Origin of the sequence: Gardnerella sp. DNF00747 (assembly GCF_049262675.1) — a bacterium.
Lineage (GTDB): Bacteria > Actinomycetota > Actinomycetes > Actinomycetales > Bifidobacteriaceae > Bifidobacterium > Bifidobacterium swidsinskii.
Window position 1 is genome coordinate 963758 of record NZ_CP058394.1, and the last position, 16499, is coordinate 980256.

The 16499-nt window shown below is 39.2% G+C and carries 10 protein-coding genes; 5 read left to right on the plus strand and 5 right to left on the minus strand.

Annotated features, from left to right (window positions below):
- Window positions 1-7: 7 nt before the first annotated feature.
- Entirely contained in the window at window positions 8-1390 is a 1383-nt protein-coding gene (locus HXT32_RS03740) for an alpha/beta fold hydrolase (RefSeq protein WP_064621612.1), read from the minus strand.
- 117 nt (window positions 1391-1507) lie between these two features.
- Here HXT32_RS03740 and HXT32_RS03745 point away from each other — a divergent pair, with 117 nt between their 5' ends.
- Together HXT32_RS03745 and HXT32_RS03750 are read left to right on the plus strand one after the other, a co-directional pair.
- Window positions 1508-4063, plus strand: coding sequence for a sensor histidine kinase (locus tag HXT32_RS03745; protein ID WP_422118901.1), 2556 nt, complete (start codon window positions 1508-1510; stop codon window positions 4061-4063).
- 9 nt (window positions 4064-4072) lie between these two features.
- A complete protein-coding gene (locus tag HXT32_RS03750; RefSeq protein WP_004111374.1) occupies window positions 4073-4846 on the plus strand; it encodes a response regulator in 774 nt (257 codons plus the stop codon).
- Window positions 4847-4927: 81 nt separating this feature from the next.
- Here HXT32_RS03750 and HXT32_RS03755 read toward each other — a convergent pair whose 3' ends face one another.
- The 4 genes from HXT32_RS03755 to HXT32_RS03770 form a co-directional block, all read right to left on the minus strand.
- Window positions 4928-6880: a chromosome partitioning protein ParA gene (locus tag HXT32_RS03755; protein WP_285089294.1), complete on the minus strand. Its 1953-nt coding sequence runs from the start codon at window positions 6878-6880 to the stop codon at window positions 4928-4930.
- Window positions 6881-7265: 385 nt separating this feature from the next.
- On the minus strand, window positions 7266-9959 hold the full coding sequence (locus HXT32_RS03760) for an ABC transporter permease (RefSeq protein ID WP_102155245.1): 2694 nt from the start codon (window positions 9957-9959) through the stop codon (window positions 7266-7268).
- Between the two features lie 17 nt (window positions 9960-9976).
- The gene (locus tag HXT32_RS03765) at window positions 9977-10816 is read right to left on the minus strand and encodes an ABC transporter ATP-binding protein (RefSeq protein WP_004111369.1); all 840 of its coding nucleotides are present in this window, start codon (window positions 10814-10816) and stop codon (window positions 9977-9979) included.
- Window positions 10817-11088: 272 nt separating this feature from the next.
- Window positions 11089-12411 carry an O-acetylhomoserine aminocarboxypropyltransferase/cysteine synthase family protein gene (locus HXT32_RS03770; RefSeq protein WP_004111368.1) on the minus strand — a complete coding sequence of 441 codons (1323 nt, stop codon included), beginning with the start codon at window positions 12409-12411 and terminating at the stop codon, window positions 11089-11091.
- A gap of 320 nt (window positions 12412-12731) precedes the next feature.
- On the opposite strand from HXT32_RS03770, the gene HXT32_RS03775 reads away from it, so the two are divergent.
- Genes HXT32_RS03775 through dprA form a run of 3 tightly spaced genes read left to right on the plus strand, consistent with a single transcriptional unit; the run spans window position 12732 to window position 16464 of the window.
- Entirely contained in the window at window positions 12732-13280 is a 549-nt protein-coding gene (locus HXT32_RS03775) for a YraN family protein (RefSeq protein WP_033888751.1), read from the plus strand.
- Window positions 13280-14923, plus strand: coding sequence for a YifB family Mg chelatase-like AAA ATPase (locus HXT32_RS03780; RefSeq protein ID WP_102155247.1), 1644 nt, complete (start codon window positions 13280-13282; stop codon window positions 14921-14923). The genes HXT32_RS03775 and HXT32_RS03780 overlap by 1 nt, the downstream gene beginning before the upstream one ends.
- Window positions 14920-16464, plus strand: coding sequence for a DNA-processing protein DprA (dprA, locus tag HXT32_RS03785; protein WP_076002789.1), 1545 nt, complete (start codon window positions 14920-14922; stop codon window positions 16462-16464). The genes HXT32_RS03780 and dprA overlap by 4 nt, the downstream gene beginning before the upstream one ends.
- Window positions 16465-16499 lie beyond the last annotated feature (35 nt).

The window sequence follows — 16499 nt, forward strand, 5'->3', positions numbered from 1 at the left end:
ATACGGCTTATCTCTTGTAAATTCCCTCTAAATCACCGCGATTTAAAGCCTCATCAAATAGATGACGGAAAACAATGTTTCCATGCAAACCATCATGCTCAAACTCATTCGTTGTCCAATAATGGGAGTTTGCAATACGAGAAAGCGTATCTAACTGAAGACCAGAATCAACATACATGTCATCAAAGTAGACTGCAGACTGTAGTGAAACTTCATTATTAGCAAGCTGCTCTTGATCATAAATCTTGCCAAACTGCTTGTCGCTCATTAAGCAGTCAACTGCTGGCAAGAATGGCTGCAAAGCTTTTTCTTGATCAAACATCCAAGGAAACATAGCTTCGCCCGTAAAAAGAAGCGGACGTGCAGAACCAGAAAACTCTGGCATAGTTTCTCGAACCTGTTGAGCAGCCCACAAAATTGGGTGTTCCAATTCACCGTCAGCATAAATAAATTCTTGCAGCGGCCAATAAAGTGGACTAGAAGCTGTAGAGTCCATGACACCGTAAACAAACTCGTCGCTTAAACTACCAGCAACAGAACCGCCAGCGTGTTTGAAAGCTTTAAGCGAACCGTCACCGTCAGAAAAAGCGGAATCAAGAAGCCAGTGCACTCGCTCAAAACTTGGTTTCATACCAAAGGAAGAGCCCAACATTTGGAATCGTTCAACCGTAAGTTTTTCGCCATTTGGAAGCATAACGTCTCCTTGAGCAATACGGTCTGCAATAGCAGCGGCGCGAGCCACATCCTGCGGATAACGCTCATAGAATTGCTCTGTTTTGCGAGCCATACGCGGGAACGTGTGTTCGTAAACTTCACGCGCATTCGCCGGAACATGAGGAATACCGCCGGTTGTGAAGCTTGCAATTAATCCTTGCGGGAACAGTGACAAATATGTAAGCGTAAGGAAACCGCCGTAGCTTTGTCCCAAAGACACCCACGGCTTCGCATCAAACTCAGTAAGTCGCAAATGCTCAAAATCGCGAATAATTGAATCAGCTAAGAAACGCTTCAAATACCATGCTTGACGCTCAACACTAACGCCGTCATCCAACATACGCTTCATGGTTGAAGCATCTACCCTTGAGGAACGTCCAACACCGCGCTGATCCGGCAAAACTACGCGAAAATGCTTAATAGCCTCTTGAATCCAACCATCGCTAGAAGGTGAAAGCGGACGTGGGCACTGCCCGCCTGGGCCTCCTTGCAAGAACACAAGCAGCGGCAAATCGTCATGCACATGCTCAGGAGCGCAAACTACTCTGCAGAATAAGCGAATAGTCTCACCTTTGATAGCACCACCCGGAGTGTTACCCTCCCAATCAAGCGGCACATCAATCGCTCGTTCTTCAATATGCAATCCCGGAACATAATAGCTTGTAAGCAATGCCATCTTGCCATCCCTTTCTTTATTTTCGTGCTACATTGCAACTATCAATTACACACTCTATTTATAAATCATACTCAAGTTTGATTGTTCTATAAAGTACTATGCACTAGCCTAGTAATTATGAAAGTACCTAATATGTTTCAAAGTGTTATACAGCGCTTACGAAAAGAGCTCTCATTAAACGACATATTATGGGGTATTATTCCGTTTATTCTTTTTATGCTTTCAAGCGATCGCTACGTTATAAGCAACGTTGATGGCTTTTTGACTCAAGGTTCGCTTATTACAGTAACGCTTATCAATATTGTTGTTGCATTACTACTTTCAGTCCGAAAACTATGGCCTGAACAATCGGCTACTATTTTTATTGTTATTTGCATTGTGCAAGTAGCATTTGGCTCTACTCAACTTTTCGCTGATTTCTTTGGTTTCGTGCTACTTGTTAATGCTATTGCGCGCGGAAATCCAGAACATTCAAAAGCTTTTGTTATTGCAGCTTACGTAACAACAGTATTATCTTGCGCAATAATATCGTGGAATATCGTAATGGGGCCAATATATGGCAACAATCATTCAAAAGCTAGTTACACTTGTAGTGTACAAAATATAAATAGTAGTAACATAAAAAATTGCGTTTCAAATATACTTAATTTTGCAATTCCTTCAATAATTTTTGCGATTATTATTACTACTATTACGGTTATTATTGGCTACTGGCAGCGCACTCACGTGCATACTATTCAACTTTTGCAAGATCACAATAATTCTATTCGCGCGTACCGCCGAAAAGCTCAACACATTGCTGTTACTGCAGAACGCGCAAGAATTGCAAGAGATATGCACGATATTGTTGCCCACACGCTTTCTATTATTATTGTTCAAGCAGATGGTGGTCGTTATGCAGCAACCAAAGATATTTCTCTTGCTAAAAAAACAATGTATATTATTAAAAACGAAGCCGAGCGCGCCGTTCATGACATGCGCCGACTTCTAGAAGCTTTAACAGACGCTCCATCGGGTCAATTGGATTTCAATCACATACCTTCGCTTATTGAGCAAGCAAAAATTGCATCTCCTAAAAATATTTTTTGGCATACTGTTGATGGCATAAATTCTCAAAATAGGTTTAACACTGACGCACAAACCGTTGCATACCGCGTTGTTCAGGAATCTCTTACTAATATTCGAAAGCACGCAGGAGATGGCGTTAAAATAAACATTCATGAACAGTGGAAGAACCAAGGCTTAACACTAAAAATCACGAATGAAATACACAAAACCGAAGCTAACCAAACGCAAAATAGCAATGCGCAACATAAAAACGGTTATGGCTTAATTGGTATGAAAGAGCGACTTGAAAATCTTCACGGAACGCTTGATTATGGGAAACTCAATGATGGAACGTTTAGTATTGTTGCTTTTATTCCATATTCTTACAGCACAGACCAATCAAACACTACTGCTTCTGTATTAAATAGTATTCCTAACGTTACTCATAAAAATCCAAAAGTTAATAATGAATCGGCGGCGCAAGCAGAACCGGCAAATGTGAAACCAGCAGATGTAAATGTTCCAACCTCATCAAAAGTTTTGCCAAAAGTTTTACCAGAAACAAATGCTTCAAAAAATAGGATTGAGAAAGTATCTCAATGGTTTGAACAACATTGGCTTATTGGAGACATTATTTATGCATCACCTTGGGTTGTTATGATGCTTTTTATACCAACTTACGATTTTACTGTTGGAACTGGAATGACTTCACAATATTCAAGCTCGCTTTCATCACAAATACTTTATAGAGTATTTACTCTTACAACCATGATTCCATTCATGTTACGTAGAAAATCTCCAACTACGTGCGCAATTGTTGCAGCAGTATTTTCTGCAATACAGCTTATATTCCTGCCTAACATTTTATTCGCTAATTTTTTCATACCAAATATTATTTACGCTGCGGTTCTCTACGGCAAAAAACGCGCATGGCAATGGGTTAGCGCAGTAGTGCTTGCCGAATCTGCTATTTTCGCAGTAAAAATTGGTATTGTTACAAGAAATATTCCACAAAATGAAACTCCAATACGATTCTTTACATCGAATATTGTCACAACCAATTTTTATGACATTATGCAAATGGCGTCCGTTGGATTAGTTTTTGGTTTCATAGTTGCAATAATTTGTTTTACAGTTATTGCGTTTGCTTATTCCCGAAGAAATGATGACAATAATTTACTGCTTCTAAAATCGCGCAGAACGGAACTTGAGAAAGAACAAAAACAGCTAGCAATTCTTGCAGCAAACGCAGAAAGGCAACGACTTAGCGCAAATATTCAGCAAAAAGTTGCCGTTACACTACACAAAGTAATTGATGCCGCAAATAGCGGTATCGATATGCTCAACGAATACGAAGAAGCAAGAAATAATATAGAAAATCAAAACTGCGTAAAACCAGAGCAAGCACTTGAACAAAGTGAAGCAATTAGAGAATCTTTCAAAAATATTAGCGACGAAGGTCGTTCAGCACTTAAATACATGCGAAAATTGCTTGGAGTTTTGCGAGAAACAGGTTCAAGCGTTCATTCAGCAAATAATGCTGCGAATGTAACTGAGATTGCTATTCGCCCTGCTGCCCCACTTGATGAGCAAATTCAACACAACGCTATAAATAAGCAAGAGTAACTTGATACTATGGAATATATGGAAAACAAGGGAGTAATTCGCGTCGCAATAGCCGACGATCAGGAGCTTGTGCGAGCAGGATTTGCGATGGTAATAAATTCGCAGCAAGATATGCACGTTGTATATCAGGCTTCTAACGGATCACAAATTGTAGAGCTTTCTAAAAGCCAGAATCCAGACATTATTCTTATGGACGTTCGCATGCCTGTAATGGACGGATTGGAAGCAACTCGCAAAATTCTGCAGCAAAAAACTAACGAAAATACTAAAATTATTATTCTAACAACTTTTGATTTAGACGAATATGTTATGGCTGCAATTCATGCTGGTGCTTCCGGGTTCCTTTTGAAAGATACTGAACCTGAAACTTTGCTTAATTCAATACGAACAGTGTATCAAGGAAACGCAATTATTGCTCCGACTGCTACGAAGCGTTTGATTGAAAATATGATTCAGCAAGGCAAAGTAGCAACAAATACTACAGAAAACAGTGCTGCGAATTACACTGCACAAGTAAGTTACGACGTACAAGCAAATCCGGCTGCGCAAGAAACACAAAGTTGCGCGTACACAAATTCAGCTATTACAGAACTTACTGATAGAGAACGCGAAGTTCTTGTTGAAATTGCTCACGGACTTTCAAATCAGGAAATTGCTGACAAACTATTTATTAGCTTACCAACAGTTAAAACTCATGTTGCGCATATTTTAGGAAAAATCGGTGCTCGAGACCGCGTGCAGGCTGTAGTTTTCGCTTACGAAAATGGCTTAGTTAAGTCGTAAGCATATAAAAATGCGGCTATTTATGCATAGACACAAATAGCCGCAAATTCAGATTATCAACGTACCGAGTAGTTTTTTAATTTATGCTCTCGGAAGGCGACGGTGACGCATAACAGTAACGCCGGCAGCAGCAGCTCCAGAAATGGTTAGCACACCCAAAACACCCAGCATTATAGTGCTAAGCATATTGCCAGAAGACTTGTTCTCGGCTGTAGCACTAGCTTGAGCTTGTGGCTTTTCGCTTTCAACAGGAGTCTTTTCTTCAACTTCCTCAGTTTCACCATTATTATCTTCAGGCTTCTTCGAGTTTTCTTCTGAAACTTGAGATTCAGTTGACTTATCTGCTTGCGAAGTATTGTTCGACGGAGCCACAGCAGCTGAAGTACTAGCAGCAGCTGGAGCATGAGATGCAGCTGCGGAAGAAACACTTTTAACCAATTCAGCAGCTGGAGTTACTGCCTTCTGAGTATTTGCAACAGTAGGATTTTCTGCAGGTGCTACAGGAACTACAGATGCAGAAGGCGTTGCAGGAGCTGAATTATCTTCAACCTGAACTGCTGGCACTACTGGGGTAGCAGGAACAACAGAAGCAGGTGGCATAGCTGGAGCTTTAATAGACGGAGCTGGAATCTTAGATTCAGGCACTGTAGGAACTGGAGCAGTTACTTTCGGAGCAGATGCTTCAGGAGGTACAGGTACTGGAGCAACATGCTCTTTAGATTCAGAATCAGAAGGTACTGGAGCAACAGGATTAGTCTGTTTTTCAGATTCTTTGGCATTATTATTACCATCAGAGCTGCTACCACTTTGCTGATTCTTTTGAACTTTTTCCTGTTCCAATTGAGCTTTGAGGGCAGCAACTTTAACTCTAGCTTCCTCAAGATTCTTTTCTGCGTCCTTTAAAGAATCCTCAGCTTTCTTCTTTAAATCACTTTTCTCAGTTTTCTGCTGAATCTGATTGTTTTTAAATGTTTTAGCGCCTTCAAAGCCATTTCTTAATGATTTAATTTTTTCATCTAGTTTCTTTTTGTCGTCAACTAACTTATAGTTCTCAATAATATTATTAAGAAGCTTTGTTTCAGACTCTGCTTTCTTTACTTCAGAATCTTTACTGTTAGAAGCTTCAAGCTTACTAGCTACATTTTTCTTAGACTCATCAATTTGATCTTTAATCTTTTGAAGTTCTTCATCTGCTTTTTCAAATTCTTGCTTTGCTGTTGTGAAAAGAGTCTCTAATTCGTTCAAAGCTCTTTCTTTATCAGCAACAAGTTTCTTATTTTCTTCAACTTTTTTGCTAAGCGAAACTTGATCATTAGAGACTTTTCTAAACTGGTCCGCTAGAGAATAAATATTACCGGCATCGTTTTGATCAACTTTTTCTAACGCAGTTTCTAATTCACTGATTTTTGTATCATACTCTTTAATTTGAGCAGAATCGCTTGCAATAGATTCCTTAAGATTATCTACTTCTTTGTGAAGATTTGAAATCTGTGATTCATATTGTTTTATGTTAGCTGTAGCTCTTTCTTTTGTTTGACTTTTTTCTTCTTCGTCACTTTGCAAAGCATCAAGAGCTAATTTTGCATTATCATATTGCTCTTTTAAAAGTTCATATGCGGCTTTTAATCCAATAAGTTCGTTATCCTTTTCTTCTTTGGATTTTTCAAATTCTGCAATTTTTACTTTTGCAGCTTCGGAATCCATTTTCAATGCATTTTCAGCTTCTAAAAGTTCCTTTTCCTTATCTTTCTCAACGTTTTCAAATCTTTTTTCAGTTTCAGAGATTTTATTTAAAAGATCGTCAAATTCTGCAACTTTTTTCTTATACTCTTCAATTTGAGCTTCTAATTGCTGAACCTGCTCTTCAGCTTTTTCAATTGCTTCTTCAGTAGATGCTTTTGCAGTCACCTCTGTTTGAGCTTGCGTATTTTGTACAACCTCAGCAGCTTCTTGCGCCCATGCTGGCATTGGACCTTGCAGGAACAAAACAAATCCTGCGATTGCTGCGGCAGATTTTTTCTTGACCGTTACCATATTTGTTACTCCTTGCTCGTAGCGGCCTTCATGTCTAACTTATGTCAGCAGTCATTTTGAGCATAACAAAGAAATAAATACATTTTCAATGCCATTTATTCGGAATATTTCCGATAAAACTTGTCATGATGAATAATAATCGTATTATTTTTGAATATTACTAATAAAAAATGCTCTTTTTTTTTACATAATATTATGCTAGTCGCATAATTATACGCACGTTTTAATAAAAAAATAATAACAATATTACAAATTTTTTCAGAGTGTCGAAAAAGCCTAAGAAAAAGATAATGCCGATAAGTAAAATTTACATACCGGCACTATCTCTATTTTTTCTGCAACTTAACTTCTACAGACTATCTTTTCACATATGTTCTTACGAAATTTAGTCCTCCGCGAGCGCAACTACTGGCGAAGACTTCACTGCTCTACGAGCTGGAAGCACGCTGGAAAGAAGAGCTGCAAGCAAAGCGATGAGAGCAAGAACCGCGTAAATAGTCCAATCAACTACAAACGGAACTTTGCCAATTGTGCTAAATACCATGTAGGATCCAATCCAACCAAATGCTGTTCCAACAATCAAGCCTGAAACAGTGCTTGTTAAGGAAATCAACGTTGCTTCCAATGCAAGAGACCTTCTAACCTGTCCCCTTGTCATGCCGATTGCGCGCAAAGTTGCAGATTCTTTGGTTCGCTCAATAACAGACAAGCTTAATGTGTTTGCAACGCCTATTAAAGCAATCACAACAGCTACTGCTATTAAGCCAACAAGCGCCATCATCATTGCGTCGATAGTACTCTCCCACTTTGCTCGCTCAAACACGCTTCCAGTAGACACAACCTCCGCATAACTAGATGTAACATTTCGAATGTTTTTAGCAATATCTACAAGATTAGCTTTGCTAGAGTCTACCGAAATGAGCAAAATATGCGTTGTGGGCTTAAGGTAGTTATTGAAGTAGGATTTGCTCACAAAAGCAGTATTATTTGAATACACACCAACATTTCGATACTTCTTAAACTGAACTTGCTTTACAGTAATGCTCTTATCGTTATTACTAGAGTCTGTATTCATGCCAGTAAATGGCGTAATATTATCACTGTCTGTTTCACCAGAACTGTACTTTTCTACATAAGCCTGCAGATTAAGACTTCCTTTTTTAAGATCAAAAGGCTCTCCACCTTCATCATTAAACTTAGGCAAAAGCACAGAATCTTTGTTTATATTAACGCCATCAAGGTCAGTGTGCATTACATTTCTAAGTTGATTTACATTATCAACTCCAGCTGCCATAGCGTACTCAGTTTTGCCCTTAGCGTTCTTAAAAGTCATAGGAACTGCAGGAAGCAACTCAGTATGCTTTATTCCACTAATCTTTGAAATGTCGGCAGCTAAAGATTCATCAACATTCTTGCCTTGAATAATAATGTCAACACTGTAACGGTCATCAACAACACCTTTAAGAGTTGCTTTACCGCACATTGCGCCAGTTACTACTGTTGAAACAAGAGTTACGCCAATAAGCAAAGCTGTTCCAGTTGCTGCAACTCTTCTAGGGTTTCGTTGCACGTTTGCGTTAGCAACTTTAGAAGCAGGCCCACAAAGTGCCATAACTGCGCCAGTTGCCTTCATAGCAAACGGCATCCAGAATGTTGCTGTAATAATAATTCCAATAAACACAAGCGCGCATCCAAAAACTGCTCCAATCAAAGTCCTCCAAGAGTCAGCACCAGCATTAGGTGACTGCTGAGCAATCATGCTTGCTAAAGAAGTAGAACTTAAAGCCGTAAATAAAATACCTACAACAATAAATAGAACGCCAAAAACAGCGCGAATAATGCTTGCACGCTTATCTTTCATCAAATCCATTGGTCGCAACGCTTCCATAGGCGTTACTTTTGTAGCAGATCGCGCAGCACCCATAGATGCAAGAACTGTTACAATCGCGCCAATTACTATTGGCCACACAATCGCCGGAAGTGAAACAATCAAAGGAATTTTAGATAATGGTCCAGAATTAATATTCAAGTTACTAATTGCGCCCATAAATCCTATTGCGCAAAGCACGCCAATAGCCGCAGAAATAACTCCAAGTATTGCAGCTTCAAGCAAAACTGCTGTATAAAGCTGATGCGATTGTGCACCGATTACGCGCAAAAGCGCAAGAGTGCGTCTGCGTTGAGCAACCAAAACTTGGAATGTGTTTGCTATAACAAGCGAAGAAATAAGCAACGCTAGAACACCAAACGATAGCAAGAACATAGTCACAAAATTTGTGCCGTTTGACACACTTCGAACAGCTCTTACACCAACTTCGTGCCTAGACATAAGAGAAAATTGCTCTGGAAGCAAAGCGTTAATCTTAGGAGATAAATCGTTTATTTTAGATTCATCAATACTCATGTACACTTTGCTTTGCACAACTTGATTGTCAAAATTTTTAAGATTGTTGAGTTTTGCACAAAAATCATTCGTTATGCCACCAAGATACGTGCCGCGATTTGAAATTGGTATTTGAGAATGTTCTCCATCGTCAACAAGACCAACCACACGAACATCGTATGATTTTTCTTTATTTCCGCCAGCTTCATCTACTTTAACCAAGGTTATAGTATCGCCAATATTTGCATGTATGGATTTAGCAATACTTTTAATAAGCGTAATTTCGCCTATTTTTTGCGGATCTCTACCTTCTGTTGATTTATACACAGGAAGATTTCCATACAAACCACTAGACCAAGCAATACTTGTAACTGATTTATCACCTTTTTCTACTCCTACAAGCGCAGTCGCATCGTCACTACGAATACCGTTGACACCAGGCATCTTCGATATTTCGTCTAAATGAAGGTCTTTATAATGAATTCCACTATTCGGAGAACTGTTAGAGCTTTTAGATGAGATTGCATAATTTGCGCTATGGAATTCTTCCGTTGCATTGCGAACCATCAAGTCGTCAACACTGTTTACAAAAAGCAAAGTAGCGCTCATAAACATGCTGCCTATAAGAATTGCAATTCCAGAGGCGATTAGCATGCGCACGCTTTTACGCATAAGTTTTAGCGCGATTTTCCACATTCTAACTTCACCACCTTTTATTGCAATTGAGCAGACTGATTACTAATACCAGCCTCGCTGCGTTCCATAAGCATCTTGCTCATGCCTTCCGCAGTAGGATTTTGCACATCTTCAACGATTTGGCCATCTGCAAACACGATTGCTCGATCCGCGTAAGAGGCTGCAACAGCGTCGTGAGTAACCATAATCACAGTTTGACCAAGCTCCGTTACGGACTTCTTCAAGAAATGCAAAACTTCTGAGCTGGAAGCAGAGTCAAGATTTCCGGTAGGCTCGTCTGCAAAAACTACGGAAGGCTTAGAGATTAAAGCTCGAGCAATTGCAACACGTTGACGCTGACCGCCTGAAAGCTCAGCAGGTCTGTGATGTAATCGATTTTGCAATCCAAGAGTTAAAACCAAAGTATTAAACCATTGCTTATCTGGCTTTTTGCCCGCCAAAGTAAGAGGCATGAGAATATTTTGCTCAGCGCTAAACATTGGAAGAAGATTAAAACTTTGGAAAATAAATCCGACCATTTCGCGTCGCATAAGCGTAAGCTGCTTATCGCTCATGCCTGTAATATCTAGGCCATCTACCAAAACTTTTCCAGAATTAACGCTGTCAAGACCAGCCAAAGAGTGCATTAAAGTTGACTTTCCGGAACCAGAAGGACCCATAATCGCCGTAAACTTGCCGCGTTCAAAACTTACGCTTACATCTCGCAAAGCGTGAACAATGCCTGCACCCTTGCCAAAATCTTTAACAACATGCAAAGCTGCAACTGCTGTTTCACCAATCAAGTTTTGGTTAAAATCTGCTCTAAAATCTAAAGCATTTTCTTGCTCGTATGAGCTTGTTTCGTACGGACTGTTCATAACTGCTCCTTTTCTTAAAAAGTAGTAATCGCATAATTATCTACTGCTAATACTTAAATTTACGGAAAAATACAGCTGATTACCATCGTGCGTAAGGCGGAAATTATTGAGAAAAAATTAGCGTCTCATCCTAAAGTATGATGCACAAATTTACAGAATGTATAAAAAATCGGAGCGCATACAAATACAATATGCGCTCCGAATAAAATGGTAATGGATCTTCAGGAATATTTTTAATTAATAATTTTTTACTTTTACTTTCTCTTTTCTATTTAAGCAAGACCTGCTTTACGAACAGCGTCAAATCCGCGCTGCAAATCGGCAAGAATATCGTCAATATGCTCAGTTCCAATAGACAAGCGAATAGTTCCCTCATAAATGCCCTGATCTTCCAATTCTTCAGGAGTTTCCTGAGAGTGCGTAGTAGATGCAGGATGAATAACCAATGATTTTACGTCCGCAACATTTGCAAGCAATGAGAAAAGCTGTAAATTGTCAATAAATACGCGAGCTGCATCCCTTCCACCTTTAATATCAAACGTGAAAATAGAGCCTCCACCATTCGGGAAGTAACGCTTATAAAGCTCGTGATCAGAACGACCTTCAATAGAAGGATGACTTACAGATTCAACCTCTGGCACAGTTTGCAAATATTGAACAACCTTCAACGCATTCTCAACGTGACGCTCAACACGCAAGCTCAAGGTTTCCGTGCCTTGCAAAAGCAAGAATGCTGCAAATGGGCTAATGCAAGCACCAGTATCGCGCAAAATAATCGCACGAATACGCGTCACAAAAGCCACAGGTCCTAAAGCTTCATAGAAGTTCAAACCGTGGTAACTTGGGTCAGCTTCTGTAAGAGTTGGGAATTTTCCAGGGACTTTAGCCCAATCAAAATTGCCGCCTTCAACAATAATGCCACCAAGAGTTGTACCATGACCGCCAATAAATTTCGTAGCAGATTCGACTACAATATCTGCACCATGCTCAAGCGGACGGAAAAGATATGGAGTTGCGAAAGTATTGTCAACAAAAACAGGAAGATTGTGGCGATGAGCAATCTCGGAAATAGTCTCAAAATCAGGCAAATCTGCGTTAGGATTACCGAAAGTTTCAAAGTATACAAGCTTTGTATTTGGTTGAATAGCATCCTCGAAGTTTTGAGGATTCTTAGGATCGACAAAAGTAGTTGTTACACCATCTCGAGGAAGAGTGTGACGAAGAAGGTTATAAGTTCCACCATACACATTCTTTGAAGACACGATGTGATCGCCCTGCTGCGTAATGTTACGAATAGCATAGTCGACAGCGGCCGCGCCAGAAGCAACAGCCAAAGCTGCAGTACCACCTTCAAGAGCTGCAATTCTGCGCTCAAAAACATCTTGAGTAGAATTCGTTAAACGACCATAAATGTTTCCAGCGTCACGCAAATCAAAACGAGCTGCAGCATGGTCAAAATCATGGAATACGTAGCTTGTTGTTTGATAAATAGGAACTGCACGAGAATCAGTTGCCGGATCCGCCTGCTCTTGACCTACATGCAATTGCAAGGTCTCAAAATGATACTTTCCTTGCGTTTCTTCAATATCGCTCATAATACCCCTCCAGTTTTGCGACTTTTTAAACAGTAGATTAGTTTGCTTCAGCTTACTTTGCGCATCCGCTTACTTTTCCGTTTTCTGTTTACATATTTATTTAAGTGATAACGACAATATGCCACTATGGTTCATTCGTACATACCTGCGGTTATCAAAATTAGCTATAACGAATTAACAGTTTGCAAAAAATAGCGAAATTTGTTTTAGAAAAATACAGAAAATATACTGAATTTCTAATACAACACGCCGTATACAGCTTTTATCCACAATGCTTAAAAAATCTGGATTACTGCTCAATAAGCACAGAAAATAGCAGCATGATTACACAAAAACACATTATTGACGATGAAATTATCTCGCTTGACGAGATTGACAACGCTGAAACTGCTCAAGTATTTTTGCAAGAAAAACTTGAACAAGTGTCCAACGAGCTTCAAGATGATTCTCTTGAAAGTAAAGAGTTGGGAAAACTGGGAGAAACATACGCCGCTTTGCGACTTATGCAAAAAGGGTGGCACGTTATTGACAGAAACTGGCATTGCCGCAATGGAGAGCTAGATTTGGTAATGATTACTCCAGAACAAAAATTGGTATTCGTAGAAGTAAAAACTCGAAGAAGCGTACGTTGTGGCACTCCACTTGAAGCAATTACTCAAGAAAAATGTAGCAAATTACGTACAACTGGTATGAAATGGCTGGAAGAATGCGGAAGCGACATACCTCATTACCGTATTCGATTTGATGCTGTATCAATTCTCGTTATTAACAAATACACTTATCCAGATTCTGCATATGAATTGCAATCCTTGGAAGAAATTGAAGATAATTCATCAATCCAATTCAAGCATGTTCAAGGAGCATTCTAATGCATATTGGAAACGCAACATCAATAGGACTTATTGGTCTTAAAGCTTTTACTATTCAGCTGCAAGCTTTTATATCTGGAAATATGCCAAACTTTTCTATTATCGGCTTACCTGACACTTCATTAAGCGAAGCAAGAGAGCGCGTTAAATCAGCTCATTTTGCGTTGCATTGCAAATGGCCTGAAGGAAGGATAACAGTAAACTTATCACCTGCTTCAATGCCAAAAAGCGGAGCATCATACGATTTAGCTATCGCAGCAAGCATACTAAGCGCAGAAAAGTATATTCCACTTACAGAATTAGAAAATACAGTTATTCTAGGAGAACTAAATCTTGACGGGACAGTATTACCTATTCAAGGCATTCTTCCTATTGCACTTTACGCAAAAAAGATGCATTTTAAACGAATGATTATTCCACAAGAAAATCTTGCCGAAGCACAACTTGTAGATGGAATTGAATCTATTGGAATACACCATATTTTAGATTTAGTGACGCAATTGCATGGCAGTTTGAGCGAGGAATCACTAAAGCTTATTGAAGAAGACCCTGCGTATAAATATATGCAAGTTCTTGAGCGAAATGGAAATTATAACAATGGAGAAGAAGATTATAATCCGTCAATTCACGAAGAAAGCACTTCCCCACTACAAATTGAACCAAAATATGAAATTGGAGATATGTCTGAAGTAATAGGGCAAGAACATACAAAATGGGCTCTACAAGTTGCTGCAGCTGGAGGACATCACGTGATGATGATTGGACCTCCAGGATCTGGAAAAACCATGCTAGCTTCACGAATACCAAGCATTATGTGTCCACTTAACGAACAAGAACAGCTTGAGGTTGCTTCAATTCGTTCACTTTGTGGCACACTTCCCTACTACGGAATTAGCAATATTCCACCATTTGAAGCACCTCACCATACTGCTTCAGCAGCTTCTCTTATTGGAGGAGGAACAGGAGTTGCAAAACCTGGGATTATTACTAGAGCACATTGCGGAGTGCTGTTTATGGATGAGGCTCCAGAGTTTTCTCCTAGAGTATTGCAAACCCTAAGAGAACCATTGGAATCAGGACATATTGCTATTTCTCGTTCAAAAGGTACAACTCTTTATCCAGCTAAATTCCAGCTTGTTATTGCTGCAAATCCTTGTCCTTGCGGCTACGCATACGGAAATGGAGAAAGATGCACTTGCAAAGAGCGCGAAAGAGCACGATATTTTTCACGCCTTTCAGGTCCAATTCTTGACCGTATTGATATTCAAATGGATGTACCTCCAGTAGAACGAATTATTATTTCAAACCATCATCAAGACAATGCACAAAACTCAGTTAAAAACACGTATCTGAATAGCAAAACAATGCGAGGTAACGTAATAGAAGCTCGTAAAATTGCTCGCGATCGTTTTATAAAACAAGGTTGGGATTGCAACGCACAAGCATCTGGAACGTGGCTTAGAAAATACACTTCACAGCAAGCTGTAGGACTTATTAACCGTGCATTAGAAAAGCATCAATTGAGTTTGCGCGGAGCAGATAGAGCATTGCGACTCGCGTGGACACTTGCTGATCTTTCTGGACACACTTCACCAGACATGACAGACATGGCACAAGCTATCAGTTTAAGGACACGAATATGAACACTAAGAGCATAAACAACACGGATAACACTAAAGAAACCATTAGTGCATCTAGCGATTTTTCTTCACCAGACGAAGAAACAATATCTCGTGCAATACTTACATTCTGCCTTGAAGGAGTGGATGCAATTATGTACACACTACTATTGGGATCTAAAAGCGCTAAAGAAATTGTTTCACTATTAAAAACAATTGTGAAAAATTATACGAAACAACAATCAACAGACTCAGCTCAACAAATGCAACTTCCAATTATTAGTGAAGTAGCAGATCAAGAAAACGATGCCAATTCTAAAACTTTTAGCTCAAGAAAACGTAACAAAAATCAAGAATTAGTATCTACAATGTTAAGTTTCATAAAAAAACATAAAGAGCTTGCTCTCTTAGAAAATTATTTCAAGAAGGGCTTAACAGCGTGGGGTTATCACAACAATAATGCGCCTAAATCTTTAGAAGTGCTACACAATTCTATTTCAAAATGGTGCGTTCGACTATTGCATTTGCCGACATGGAATAATGAATCACTATGTCAATGGTTCACTTGTGGCGGAAAGCAATGGATTATTGCACCACACAGCAAATATTGGCCGAAACAATTACAAGATTTGGCTTTTCAGAGTCATTTCTCACCACCTTTATGCTTGTGGGGCGTAGGGAATCCACAAACATTAACACAATGTCATAATCCACTTGCTATTGTTGGTTCACGCTCTTGCACAGACTACGGAAGAGAACTCGCATATCAATTTGCTTATGATTGCGCTTCGAAAGGTCATACTGTTATTTCTGGTGGAGCGTACGGAATTGATGCAGCAGCACATTGGGGCGCATTAGATGCACAAGATATAGATGAAAATAAGCCTACAGGAAAAACCATTGCTGTATTTGCAGGAGGATTAAATCATATGGGCCCCAGATGCAATTATCAGCTTTTTGAACAAATTATTGCAAAAGGCGGAGTGTGTATTAGCGAACTATGCCCAGATACAACACCAGTAGGCCACAGATTTTTATTGCGAAATAGAATTATTGCAGCTCTAGCATCAAAAATTATAGTTGCTCAAGCAAGATTACAATCCGGAGCACTAAATACTGCAACATGGGCAACGAATTTAAATCGCGAACTATACGCTATACCAGGAGATATCAATCAGCCTAATAATGCGGGATGCAACAAGCTAATACACGATTCACAAGCTATAATATTGTGTTCAACTCAAGATATAGATATTCTGTTTCCTCAATCTCATCACTACTTTGCTTATTCTCAACCTAAACCAGAAAAATTAAGTATAGACTATAAAAATTATGACAATACACAAAAACTAATTATCGACGCAATTACAACGTGCAAACGCGAACGCGAACTTGCAAATGTTGACAGAATATACGAAATAATAAAAACTTCTTACAAAGAAAAACAATTAGATTACATACCATCTATTGCTGAAATTTCTGGAAAAATTGCATTGCTAGAATTGGAAGGAATTATTGTACAAAATAAAGAAAATTTAACATTATCACAGCAAAAAGTAGCGTAAAATAACGCGCTCAATACAAGATATGTGAGAAAATA